This window comes from Embleya hyalina (assembly GCF_003967355.1).
GTDB classification, from domain to species: Bacteria; Actinomycetota; Actinomycetes; order Streptomycetales; family Streptomycetaceae; genus Embleya; species Embleya hyalina.
In genome coordinates this window covers 603,866-615,975 of record NZ_BIFH01000013.1, presented here as the reverse complement: position 1 = coordinate 615,975, position 12,110 = coordinate 603,866, and the positions used below count along the sequence as shown (strand labels likewise).

12 protein-coding genes are annotated in these 12,110 nt (G+C 72.1%); 8 read left to right on the top strand and 4 right to left on the bottom strand.

Annotated features, from left to right (window positions below; all coding sequences use genetic code 11):
- Nucleotides 1-49 precede the first annotated feature (49 nt).
- The 3 genes from EMA17_RS02685 to EMA17_RS02675 all read left to right on the top strand — a co-directional run bounded on the left by EMA17_RS02685 (nt 50) and on the right by EMA17_RS02675 (nt 3,690).
- Nucleotides 50-844, top strand: a complete 795-nt coding sequence (locus EMA17_RS02685; protein WP_246126396.1) for a 3-hydroxybutyrate dehydrogenase — start codon at nt 50-52, stop codon at nt 842-844.
- Between the two features lie 168 nt (nt 845-1,012).
- Nucleotides 1,013-3,019, top strand: a complete 2,007-nt coding sequence (locus EMA17_RS02680) for a helix-turn-helix domain-containing protein (RefSeq protein WP_126635205.1) — start codon at nt 1,013-1,015, stop codon at nt 3,017-3,019.
- Nucleotides 3,016-3,690 carry a TIGR03086 family metal-binding protein gene (locus EMA17_RS02675; RefSeq protein WP_126635204.1) on the top strand — a complete coding sequence of 225 codons (675 nt, stop codon included), beginning with the start codon at nt 3,016-3,018 and terminating at the stop codon, nt 3,688-3,690. Before EMA17_RS02680 ends, EMA17_RS02675 begins: the two co-directional genes overlap by 4 nt.
- Before the next feature lie 71 nt (nt 3,691-3,761).
- Here EMA17_RS02675 and EMA17_RS02670 read toward each other — a convergent pair whose 3' ends face one another.
- A complete protein-coding gene (locus tag EMA17_RS02670) occupies nt 3,762-4,718 on the bottom strand; it encodes a hypothetical protein (protein ID WP_126635203.1) in 957 nt (318 codons plus the stop codon).
- A 276-nt stretch (nt 4,719-4,994) separates the two neighbouring features.
- A complete protein-coding gene (locus EMA17_RS53750) occupies nt 4,995-5,720 on the bottom strand; it encodes a DUF3152 domain-containing protein (protein ID WP_307721518.1) in 726 nt (241 codons plus the stop codon).
- Nucleotides 5,721-6,183: 463 nt separating this feature from the next.
- Between EMA17_RS53750 and EMA17_RS02660 the strand changes: the two genes are divergently transcribed.
- From EMA17_RS02660 to EMA17_RS02650, 3 genes are all read left to right on the top strand, one after another.
- Nucleotides 6,184-6,882 (top strand): S1 family peptidase, encoded by a 699-nt coding sequence (locus EMA17_RS02660; protein WP_126635543.1) that lies wholly within the window; start codon nt 6,184-6,186, stop codon nt 6,880-6,882.
- A gap of 538 nt (nt 6,883-7,420) precedes the next feature.
- The gene (locus tag EMA17_RS53745) at nt 7,421-7,600 is read left to right on the top strand and encodes a hypothetical protein (RefSeq protein WP_246126395.1); all 180 of its coding nucleotides are present in this window, start codon (nt 7,421-7,423) and stop codon (nt 7,598-7,600) included.
- Nucleotides 7,601-7,605: 5 nt separating this feature from the next.
- Nucleotides 7,606-8,448, top strand: a complete 843-nt coding sequence (locus EMA17_RS02650; RefSeq protein WP_126635201.1) for an alpha/beta fold hydrolase — start codon at nt 7,606-7,608, stop codon at nt 8,446-8,448.
- A gap of 33 nt (nt 8,449-8,481) precedes the next feature.
- Here the strand turns inward: EMA17_RS02650 and EMA17_RS02645 are convergent, their stop codons facing one another.
- Nucleotides 8,482-9,129 (bottom strand): NAD(P)-dependent oxidoreductase, encoded by a 648-nt coding sequence (locus tag EMA17_RS02645; RefSeq protein ID WP_126635200.1) that lies wholly within the window; start codon nt 9,127-9,129, stop codon nt 8,482-8,484.
- 54 nt (nt 9,130-9,183) lie between these two features.
- Complete coding sequence (locus EMA17_RS02640; RefSeq protein WP_126635199.1) at nt 9,184-10,623, bottom strand: MFS transporter; 1,440 nt, start codon at nt 10,621-10,623, stop codon at nt 9,184-9,186.
- An 85-nt stretch (nt 10,624-10,708) separates the two neighbouring features.
- Here EMA17_RS02640 and EMA17_RS02635 point away from each other — a divergent pair, with 85 nt between their 5' ends.
- Both EMA17_RS02635 and EMA17_RS02630 read left to right on the top strand, forming a co-directional pair.
- Nucleotides 10,709-11,575: a TetR/AcrR family transcriptional regulator gene (locus EMA17_RS02635; RefSeq protein ID WP_246126394.1), complete on the top strand. Its 867-nt coding sequence runs from the start codon at nt 10,709-10,711 to the stop codon at nt 11,573-11,575.
- Nucleotides 11,576-11,609: 34 nt separating this feature from the next.
- On the top strand, nt 11,610-12,083 hold the full coding sequence (locus tag EMA17_RS02630; protein WP_126635198.1) for a carboxymuconolactone decarboxylase family protein: 474 nt from the start codon (nt 11,610-11,612) through the stop codon (nt 12,081-12,083).
- Nucleotides 12,084-12,110 lie beyond the last annotated feature (27 nt).

The following is a 12,110-nucleotide window of genomic DNA, read 5'->3' as shown; positions in this document are numbered from 1 at the left end:
GGCGACGGACTCCATGTGCCCGCAGGCTCGCTTTTCCTACGATATGGCCATGGCAACCAGTGCGATCACCGGCGACCTCTCGCCCACTCCCCCCGACGCCCCCTTCCTCGCCGGACGCGTCGCGTTGGTGACCGGGGCGGCGAGCGGGATCGGACGTGCCTGCGCCCTCGCGTTCGCCGCCGCGGGCGCGCACGTGCACGTCGTGGACATCGCGGTCGACGCGGCCGAGGCGGTCGCCGAGGAGATCGGCGGCACCGCGCACGGGACCGACCTGGCCGATCCGGACGCCGTGGACACGCTGCCGGCCCGGATCGACATCGTGGTGAACAACGCCGGTCTGCAACACGTGGCGCCGATCCAGGAGTTCCCCCTCGAACGGTTCACCCTCATCCACAAGGTGATGGTGGAGGCGCCCTTTCGCATCATGCGCCGGGTCCTGCCGCACATGTACGCGCGGAACTGGGGGCGCATCGTCAACATCTCCTCGGTGCACGGTCTGCGGGCGAGCACGTTCAAGTCGGCGTATGTGAGCGCGAAGCACGCCCTGGAGGGACTCAGCAAGGTCGCCGCCCTGGAAGGCGCCCCGCACGGGGTCACCAGCAACTGCGTCTGCCCCGGCTACGTCCGCACGCCGCTGATCGAGGGCCAGATCGCCGCCCAGGCCGTCGCGCACGGGATCCCCGCCGACGACGTCGTCCGCGACATCCTGCTGGAACGCACGGCGATCAAACGGCTGATCGAGCCCGAGGAGGTCGCCGAGGCGGCCCTGTACCTGTGCGGGCCGCACGCCCGCCACGTCACCGGAACCTCGTTCGTCCTGGACGGCGGCTGGACCGCGCACTGACTCGCGCGTCGAGGTCACGCCCCGGCGGCGCCGCGCTCGTCATGGCGCCGGCTCATACTCGTCGATGCCCGGTCGTGTGCCGTGGCACCATGTCCTGCCTCGGCGGGGACGCCTACGGTGGCGCACACATCCCTTCCCTGCCACCACCTCGGCGGATGGACGGACACCATGGCAGAGCAACACCCCGGGCGAACCGCGCGGTTCACCCGGGACCTCCTCGACCTCCTCTCCGCGGACGCGCCCGCCGAGGACTTCCGGGCCCTGTCCGCACAGGCCCGCGCGGCCGGTGCCGCACCCGACGAGCTCGCGGACCTCGACGACGCCACCGCGAAGGCCCTGCGCATCCGCGGCACGCTGCGTGAACACCGGCGCCGGGAGCGGGAGTTGACCGCGCTGTTCGACACCGCGAGCGACCTGGCGGCGCTGCGGGACCTGGATTCGGTGCTGCGCTCGATCGTCCGGCGGGCGCGGATGTTGCTGGGCACCGACACCGCGTACCTGACGCTGCCGGACGAGGAGGCGGGCGACACCTACATGCGGGTGACCGACGGGTCGGTCTCCCCGATCTTCCAGGCCCTGCGCCTGGGGCTCGGGGACGGGCTCGGCGGGCTCGTCGCGCAGACCGCGCGGCCGTACGCGACCCCCGACTACCGTACGGACACCCGCTTTCGGCACGTCGACCGGGTGGACGAGGGAGTGCTCGACGAGGGCCTGGTCGCGATCCTCGGCGTGCCCCTCCTGCTGGGTTCGACGCGCGGGGACGGGGGCAAGGTCGTCGGCGTCCTGATGGCGGCCGACCGGGCCCCACGCGCGTTCGGCGGCGACGAAGTGGCGCTGATGAGCTCGCTGGCCACCCACGCCGCCATCGCCATCGACACCGCGCGCGCCATGGCCGACACCCGTGCGGCGCTCGCGGAACTGGCCGAGGCGAACACCGTCATCCGGGCCCACGCCAACGCGGTGCAGCGCGCCGAGGAGGCGCACGACAAACTCACCGACCTGGTGTTGCGCGGCGGCGACCTGCCGGACGTGGCCGCCGCGGTCGCCGACCTCCTCGGCGGGTCGGTCGCCATCCACGACACCGCCGGTCTGGACCTGACCGGCCCCGCGACGGACGCCGACGCCACCCCGCTCGGCGGCGCCGAACTGGTCCGGGCCGCCGAGGAGTCGCACGCGCTCGGACGCGCGGTGGCGTGGCACGGCGGGTGGGTCTGCGCCGTCCTGGCCGGGCCCGAGGCCCTGGGCAGCCTGGTGCTGCGTCGCGCCGATCTCGACGACGCCGACCGGCACGTGTTCGAGCGGGCCGGCGTCGTGGCCGCGCTCCTGCTGCTGCTGCGCCGCTCGGTCGCGGAGACCGAGAACCGGGTCCGCGGCGAGCTGCTGGCCGACCTGCTGACCGATCCCGACCGCGATCCCGCGTCCCTGTCGGCCCGGGCGCGGCGTTCCGGTATCGACCTCGACCGCCCCCACCTGGTCCTCGTGGCCGATACCGCGACCTCGGGCCGGGAGCGGCTCGCGGCGCGCGCCCGGCAATACCTGTTCGCGGGCAGCGGCGTGACCGCGCAGCACGCCGGGTCCACGGTGTTGCTCCTGCCGGACGACGGCACGCCGCCCGGCGAGGCCGCCCGACGCGCCGCGAACCGGCTCGGGGTACGTACCGGAGCGCCGGTCACGGTCGCCGCGGCGGGCCCCGCCGCGGGTGCGCGCGGCATCGCGGCGGCCCACGCGGAGGCCGCCCGCTGCCTGCGCGCCCTGATCGTGCTGGGCCGCACCGGCGACGGCGCGTGCGCCGCGGAGCTGGGGTTCCTGGGCGTCGTACTCGGCGACCGGCAGGACGTCGACACGTTCGTCGGCGACGCGCTGGGCCCCTTGCTGGCGTACGACGCGCGGCGCGGCACCGAACTGGTGCGCACGCTCCGGGCCTACTTCGCGTGCGGCGGCAGCCTGACCCGGGCCAAGGAGGAGCTGCACATCCACGTCAACACGGTCGTACAACGCCTGGAGCGCGTCGAAGCCCTCCTGGGACCGGACTGGAACCGGCCGCAGCAGGCGCTGGAACTGCAACTCGCCCTGCGCCTGCACCAACTCGCCGAACGCCCGACCGAACGCCCCGATCGGCAACCGCGTGCGGCACGCTCGGGTACGGTATCCCGCACCGAGGAGGCGGCATCATGACTGCCACGAACGACCCGCACCACGACGAGACGACGATCGAGGGCGACGCGATGATCGCGAGCGGCGCGGAGCACGGCGTCCGCGAGGATTCGGAACGACTCGACGAACTCCGGCAAGAAACCGCCGCCGCGGCCGAACACCGCCGCGTCGCGGGCGTGTTCACCGAGCGGGTGCTCGGCGTGCCGGCCGCGGCGTGGAACGACCCGGCACCGTGCGAGGGGTGGACCGCGCGCGACGTGGTGCGCCACCTGGTCGAGTGGTTCCCGGCGTTTCTCCGATCCGGCGCGGGGATCGAACTGCCGAAGGGGCCGCCGGTGGACGACGACCCGCGGGCCGCCTGGATCGTGCACAACGAGGCGGTACAGGCCCTCCTCGACGACCCCGCCACCGCCGGCAAGGTCTTGGCGAACCCGCACATCGGCGAACTCCCGTTGAGCGAGGCGATCGACCGGTTCTACACGGTCGACGTCTTCCTGCACACCTGGGACCTGGCCCGGGCGACCGGCCAGGACGAACGCCTGGACCCGGCCACGTGCGCCCGACTCCTGGAGGGGATGTTGCCGCTCGACGAAGTCCTGCGCGACAGCGGCCACTACGGCCCGCGGGTCGAGGTCCCGGAGGACGCCGACGCACAAACCCGCCTGCTGGCCTTCATCGGCCGCACGCCCTGACGTCGACCGCCGCGCGGGTACTCCGGGGCCCGACGCCGGACGGGGGTCCGACGTCGGGCCTCGGGCCGGTGTCAGGCCTTCGCGGAGACGGCGGCGACCGCCGGGTCGGTGGTCGCCGCACCGCGCTTCGGCGCGACCTTGCGGACGTCTCGGCGGCGGGACATCGTGGCGCGGGGGCGTGGGATCGCGGCCGGGCCGGGGAGCGCGAAGCTCCGGGTCGAGACCTGGAAACCGCTGACGCACAGGACTTGGAGTCGGGCGCCCACCCCGACGGCGTCGGGCAGTTCCGTCGTCGTGGTCGCACGCCCACCCGGTTCCAACCGGAAGTGCTTCCCGGGCGACGGCTTCACCGGGCCGCCCGCCACGTCGCCGGAAGCGAACCGCACGTGCATCGCGGTCGGGGCGACCGCTCGCGGATCCGCGACCGTCGTGATCTCCAGGACGGCGGAGCCCGCACGGGCGACCAGCCGGACGTCGATCTCGGGACCGGGTTCGCCGTAGGGATGATGGGCGGTTCGACCACACGGGTCGCAGGACACGGTGACCCGGTCCATGACGCCGGGGTACAGGCTGGTGTACACCACACGCTCGCCGTCGTTCCCGCAGCGACCGCAGGGTTTGGCGGGACCGACCCGCACGACCTGGTGTGTCGCGATCAGTGCGTCGCAGAGATGGTCGAACCATCCCGCGTGCTCGATCAGACGAGCCAACGCGTGCGTCCACCGCGACGCGTGCTCGCTCACCTCCCGCTCGAGCGCGGCACGCGTCGTGGCCGTGAGGCCGGCATCGGCGACACCGGCGCGTACGGCCGTGAGGATCGAGGCCTGTGCCTCGTCGTTGTGCAGGCGCATCGCCCGCAACGATCTCGCGCCCGGATCCGTCGTCCGGTTCCGGAGTTGCGCGTCCAGGTAGTGGTGGATCCGGTCCACCGTCGCGATGTCCTCCAACCACGATGCGATCCGCGTGGTGGATGCCGCGATCGTGACAGGCTCGCCGTTGAGCCTGTCACCGTGCCGAGTGACGGTCACCTGTTCCTCCGAGAATGAGGCTCGGGCCATTGCCCGGCCGAATGCTCGGAGCCTGTCCACGCTTCGACGACGCTGTCGAAACGACAGGCCCCGAAATCCGGTTCACCGCGGGTGCGGTTCCCCGGTGGGGCGACCAACCCCGGCGACCATCCTGCGCCGGTGTCGCGCCGTTGCCTAGTGGTTCAGGTGGCGAGACTGCGAGGGTGGGGCCGACAATCTCGCGGGCTGGGCGGACGGGAGCAGGCGCTTCCGAAGGGACGATTCACCCGATTCCGGTCATGGGCGAGGCCACGGGTTGGGCGAGCACGTGGCACTGCCGGTGACGAGGGTCAACGTCTGCTGCATCATCACCGGCGCGGGGGCGCCCGACCGATCACACGTCTCGTGCATGTGGCCGAGGCGATGGCCGACTTCGTGGTTGATCAACATGCGTCGGTAGTTCGCCAGGTCGTCGCCGTACGTCGTGGATCCCTTCGCCCACCGCCACGCGTTGATCATCACCCGCCGGGTGGAGGCGACGTTGCACGAGACACGTTGTTCGCCGGTGTCCAGACCGTCCTTGGCGCACCACGTGTTGACCGTTCCCGTACTGGCGAGGGTCACGACGAAGTCGGACTCGCCCGAAGCCACCCGTTCCAGGGCGATGGTCCCGTCGCCGCCCCAACTGCGCGTGTCGTTGAGCGTCTCGTGCACGGCGCGCGCGAAGTAGGCGGCATCGATCGACAGGCCCTCCTCGATCTGTATGCGATAGCGCAGCACACGAGTCCCGCCCCTGGCCTCGTCGTGGCCCGGAACGGTGCGGAACCCTCCCGCGAGCGCGAGGTCGGCCGGTATCTCCGAGCGTGCCGCGAGCCACTCCTCGTACGGGCGGGTGTCCGCCGCGCCCGTGACGTACTTCTCGTCCTTGTCGTCTTTCCGGTCCGAGAGTCGGCAGGCGGAAGTCGCCACGAGCAGGCCGGATGCCAGGAGGGCGGCGAGGAGCGACTTGAGGGCCGAGTTCACGATGAGTCGGGCTTCCCGTCTGTTGTGGGCCGTTCCATCCGGCGCGTCACGTCGCGTTGCGTCGCGCGGCCGGACGACGAGCCGGTGTCGGCGTACGAATCGTCCATCCGCACGTCGTCGAGCGTCGAGCACGGACATCGCGCTCCACAGGATCATCCGCGTCCACGTCGAAAGCCGCCATGACCGAAGCCACAACCACCGGCTCGACGGGCCGCACCGGCGACGGAGCACGGCCCTTTCGGAGGATGGCGGCAGCCGAGGAACGGTTCGACTCCCGCCGACACCGGAGCGGTGCCCTCCGGTCCATAACATCACCGAGAGGGGAGATTGCTATTACCCGTGGAATCCGACGTTGGGGATCCTGGTATCCCCTGTATCCCACGTGTGAGATATCGCGTGTCGTCGGAAACGAGGAACTTTGCGAACAACCAAGATCGTCCCCGCCCTCTTGGCCGCATTGCTCATGGTGTTCACGCTCGGCGCCACCGCCACCGCCACCGCTTCCCCCGCTCCGGTGGGGGTTTCCAACGAGAACCCGTCGGCCGACGGTCCCCGGCCGATCATCGGTGGCGGACCCGCCCAGAACGCCCCATGGGCGGCCCGCCTGTTCTCCGCCGGCAGGCAGACCTGTACCTCGACCATCATCGCCCCCACCTGGATCCTGACCGCCAAACACTGCGTCAGCGGTGGGCAGTTGACGTTCCGGATCGGCAGCCTCGACCAGAGTTCCGGTGGCACCGTGGCCAACGGCGCCCAGACTTACACCAGTCCGTCGGCGGACCTGGCCCTGGTACGCCTGGACCGCTCCGTCTCGGCGACCTACGCCCGACTCGGGCAGCCGGGATCGGTGACGGTGGGTCAGAGCGTCCAGGTCTACGGCTGGGGCGCGACGTCCCGGTGCGGCCAGGAGATCAACTGCCAGTCGCAGTTCCTGAAAGTCGCCAACGTGACGGTCACCGGCGGTTGCCGCGACGCGTACAACGGCTCGGCGATCTGCGCCCGTTACGGCAACGGCATCACCGCGGGCGGCGACTCGGGTGGACCGATGAACGCGAACGGCATTCAGGTCGGCGTCGCCTCCACCAGCGACCGACAGAGCACCACCGCCTACACGAACGTGACCGCGTACCGCTCCTGGATCCAGTCCGTCGCGGGCGTCTGACCCGGTAGTCGTCACCCCCGACCACGCTCCACCTCCCATCGCCCCCGGCCCCGCCCCCGAACTCCGGGCGGGCCCGGGGGCGATGGCGCGGCGGAGGCGGTTCCGTCGATTCCTCCCGGGGCGGGTTCACTTCGGCCGACGCGGGCCGGAGACTCGCCACATGACCAGGCCGGCCCATCCCTATCCGATCCTCGCTCGGCAGCGGATCGGATTCCTGCGGCGGCAGCGCCGCCGGCCCGGATCGGTACCGCCCGTCGGCGAGCACGAAGCGGTGGTCCATGCCACGCGAGGTTCGGGGTACCCCGGCAGGCTCGCCCCGGCGATCCCGAACCCGTCGACGGTGTCGAACGCGTCGTGATCGATCCGCGGCCCGATGTGCGAGTGGCCGTCGAGTTCGCGATCAGGCGCCTCAGCGGAGCCGATGACCCCCTCCGCGCGCCACCGGGACGGGCCCGTGCGGCGGGCCGTCGGGTTCGTTTCCGCCGCGCGTTTCGTGCGTGAGCGATGAGTTTGGGCGACGGGTCGGGTCCAACCTGGCATGACTCTCCTCATCGCCGGCATCTCCGCCCCCCTCGGCGGCTTCGTCACCGGGCCCGACCCCGGCCCGGGCAGCGGCCCCGGCACCGACACCTGCGGCGGAGCGCCGCGCCCGCCGGTACGGCGGAGCATGCTCTCGACATCGACCGCGACCCACCCGACCCACGACGTCTCCCGGTGATCCCGATGACCACTGTCAATGTCAATGAAGTCGCCCTGGGCATCGAGTCGTTCGGTGCCGACGACGCGCCGCTCGTCCTGCTCGCGGGCGGGACGACGATGCTCTCCTGGCCCGACACCCTGTGCGAGCGCCTGGCCGCCCGCGGGCGCCGTGTGGTGCGCTACGACCTGCGCGACAGCGGGGAGTCGACGACGGCGGACCCGGAGGCGCCCGCCTACACCCTGCGCGACCTCGCCGCCGACGCGGCGGCCCTGGTCGACGCGCTCGGCGGTGGGCCCGCGCACCTCGCCGGGATCGGCGTCGGCGGCATGGTCGCCCAGGTGGCCGTACTCGACCATCCGGGCGCGTTCTCGGCGCTCACCCTGGTCGGCACGCGCGCGGTTGCCCCCGGCCCGGCCGACGACGACCTCCCCGAACACGACCGGGCGACGATGGGCCGGTTGTTCGCGCGGGCGATGCCCGATTGGAGCGACCTCGCGGCGGTCGCGGAGTTCACCGCCGCCGGCGCGGAGATCCTCGGCAACGACCCCGTCGCCGCGCACGCGATCGCCGCGCGGATCTGGGACCGCACGCCCGGCACCGCGCCCCCGGTCCAGATGGCCAACCAGATGGGCATGGTGTTCGCCAGGCTCGACTGCGCACCCCGCTGGCGCGAGCGCCTGCCCGGGATCGAGATCCCCACGCTCGTCGTCCACGGTCGCCGCGACCCGTTCTTCCCCGTCGGCAACGGTGAGGCGATCGCACGCGAGATCCCCGGGGCCCGGCTGCTCGTCCTCGAGGAGGCCGCCACCGTGATCCCCGACGCGGCGGTCGGCGAGGTCACCGAGGCGATGCTCACGCTCGGATAGGGACGGTCGGCCGGAGCGCCCGCACCCGGGGTGTCATTCGGCGAGGGTCGGTGCGGCGTGGGACCAGCGGTGTTCGTCGAGTTCGCGGGCGATGAAGCGGGCGAGGTCGGTGCGGGTCACCTTCCGGCCGCCCCTGGGGTTGCTCGCGTCGAGGACGCGGTAGTTGCCGGTGGGGGGTTCGTCCTGCAATCGGGCGGGGCGGACGAAGGTCCAGTCGACGGTGCTTCCGCGGACGATCGTTTCCATCAACCGCATGTCGTCGTACAACTCCCGAACCAGGGGGGTGACGAGATTGCGGTACCACCAGGGAAAGTTGGGGTCGCGGTGGTGGACACCCCCCGATGTGACGGCGATCAACCGCGGTACCCCCGCGCCTTCCATCGCGGACACCAGCGTGCGCGCCGCGTCGGAGTAGAGCCGGTGCGCGTGCCGCCCCGGCGGGCCGATCGCGGAGACCACGACGTCGTGGCCCTCGACGGCGGAGCGCACGTCGGCGGCGTCGCGCACGTCGGCCCGCACGACGTTCGACCTCCCCGTACCGGGCGAGTCGTCCGGGGCCGGGGGCTGCCACCGGGCCGGGTCGCGCACCGCGGCGGTGACGTCGTGGCCCAGTCGCAGGGCTTCGCGGACGACGAGGTGTCCGGTACGGCCGTTGGCTCCGAAGACGATGACGTTGCTCATGACGGGGTCCTCACGTGGTCGATGGGTTGCCGGAGTCGAAGGGGTCGAAGGGGTTCAAGGGGTTGGGGCGGGTCGCTCGTCGCGTGTGCGAGGCAGCAGGAACACGAGGCCCGCGCCGACCAGACAGGTCGCCGTGACCACCAACGCACCGATGACCAGCCCGTCCGCTCCCGCCTCCGGGGCACCGGCATCGTGCGCGGCGAAGTACACCGTCCCCAACACCGCCACGCCCAGGGCGGTGGAGAGTTGTTGGAGTGCGTTGAGCGTTCCCGACGCGCTGCCCGTCTCGGCGGGTTCGGCCGCCGCCAGGATCGACCGGACCAGCGTGCCGGACACCAGTCCCACTCCCAGGCCCACGACCAGAGTCGGTATCGACAACGCCGGGACCGGGGATCCCGACGCGGCCGCCGCCGCGAGGCCGAGCGTGCCGAGCGCCTCGACCCCGAGCCCCAGATGCAGGAGCGAGCGGCCGAGCCGGGCCGACGCCGCCGGGGCGAAGAGCGAGGCGAGCCCGATACCCACCGCGAGCGGCGACAGGCAGAGCGCGGTTCCCCACGCGGACCGGCCGAGATCGAGTTGGAGGTGGAGGGAGAGGACGAGCAGCAGTCCGCCGAGGCCGGTGAAGAACGCCGCGGTGACCGCGAGACCCCCGACGAACGCGGGTTTGCGCAGCAGGCTCGGCACCAGCACCGGCGAGCGGCTGGTGCGTTGACGTCGGCCGAAGGCGGTGAAGGCCGCGACACCGGCGGCGATCTCCGCGAACGTCCACCACGGCCAACCCGCCTCCCGTCCCTGGATCAGCGGATGCACGACGAGCGCGGACCCCGCCGCGACCAGGAGCGCACCCGGCGGGTCGATCCGCACGAGCGGGTCCCCCGGGTCGGCCGGCATCCACCGCAGCGCCCCGGCCACCGCCAACGCGCCGAGCGGAAGGTTGATCAGGAAGATCAGCCGCCAGTCGAGTCCGACCGGGTCCAGGGCGATGAGGCCGCCCGCGAGGACGGGGCCGCCGACCCCGGCGAGCGCCATCACCGGCCCGAACGTCGCGAACGCGCGGCCGCGTTCGCGTTCGTCGAACACCGAGGTCAGGACGCCGAACCCCTGCGGGATCATCAACGCGCCGAGCGCGCCCTGCACCACCCGAGCCGCGACCAGCACGATCGGCGAAGGTGCCGCCGCGCACACCGCGGAGGCCACCGTGAACCCGGCGGCGCCCAGGACGAACAACCGCCGCCGGCCCCACCGATCACCCAGCCGCCCGCCGATGATCAGCAGGACGCCGAAGGCGAGCGTGTACCCGGCGGTGAGCCACTGCATCATCGCCGCGCCACCGCCCAGCCCGGCGCGGACCGACGGGGCGGCCACGTTCATCACGGTCGCGTCCAGCAGATCCAGGGCCTGGGCGAGCAGCACCACCGCCAGGACCCGCCACCGATGCGGATGGGCGGTCGGCGGCGCCGTACGGACGGCCGACGTCGAAGCGGGAACGGTCACCGGGTCTCCCTCACACGCTTAACAAACACTGTTCGTCAAGCAGAGTGCCCTTAACGAACAGCATTCGTCAAGGTAGGCTCATGCCATGCCGCAAGCCCGCTCACGCTCCCGCCCCTCGAAATCCATGCTCGGCCTGGACGCCGTGCTGGCCGCGACCATCACGCTCGTCGACGAGCTGGGCTGCGAAGCGGTGAGCCTGCGACGCGTCGCCCAGGCCCTGGAGACCGGTCCCGCCTCGCTCTACGTCTACGTCCGCGACCGGCAGGAGCTGATGGCGCTCGTCCTCGACCACGCGGTGGCGGACGTGGTCGTGCCCGACGAGGGCGCCGGGGACTGGCGTACCCGCCTCGAACTGCTCGTCGGGCGCATCGTCGCGGCCCTGGCCCGCCACAACGACATCGCCTCCGTCGGCCTGCGGGACGCCCTGCCCGGCCGGCACGGCCTGCGCCTGACCGAGGAGATGGCACGCCTGCTTCGGGCGGGCGGGCTCGACGACGACGCCTGCTCCTGGGCCATCGACCTGCTCGGCCAGTACATCTACTCGACCGCCCTGGAGAACACCGGCGCCCCCCACTCCCGGCGGCCCCCCGCGGCACCCTCGTCCGATACCGGAGCCGACACCACGACCGACACCGCGACCGACACCGACCCGACCGTGCCCGAGACGTTCACCGCCCGACTCGACGCCACCTTCCGGACGTTGCCCGCCGACCGGTACCCCACCCTGCGGGCCCTGGCACCGAGACTCACCGGCGGCGACCAGGACGCCAGGGCCGCCTGGAAACTCCGGGTGATCATCGACGGCCTCCTCGCCCAACCCCCTCGACGGCCCACATCCGACGGGAACGACCCCGCCGCACCCGACCCGGCCCCCGGCGCACCGTCACCGCCCGACCGGGAGACGCACGTCACACCCGCACCTGTCACAAGCCGCCGAGGCGCCCTGTCTTAGAGGGGCAACAGCGGACAACAGCAGGGAGCGCACCATGAACGCCCGTCTGAACTTCATGACCAGCCCCGTCGCGGCCAAGGCCATGAAGCACCTCATCGCGGCAGGCAGGTCGCTCGCGGACTCGACGGTGCCGGCCGCGACGCGGGAACTGGTGATGCTTCGCGCCAGTCAGATCAACGGCTGTGCCGGATGCATCGACATGCACACCAAGGACGCTGCCCACGCCGGGGAAAGCTCGGTACGCCTGAACCTGGTCGTGGCCTGGCGGGAGGCCACCGTGTTCACCGATGCCGAACGCGCCGCCCTGGAACTGGCCGAACAGGGCACCCGCATCGCCGACGCCGCGGGCGGCGTCCCGGACGAGGTCTGGGCGAATGCCGCCAAGTACTACGACGAGGACCAACTCGCGGACCTGGTCGCCCAGATCGCCATCATCAACGCCTTCAACCGAGGGAACGTGATGATCCAAACGCCCGCCGGCGACTACCACCCCGGGCAACACGGATAACCCGAGACCTCCACACACCCGCGTACC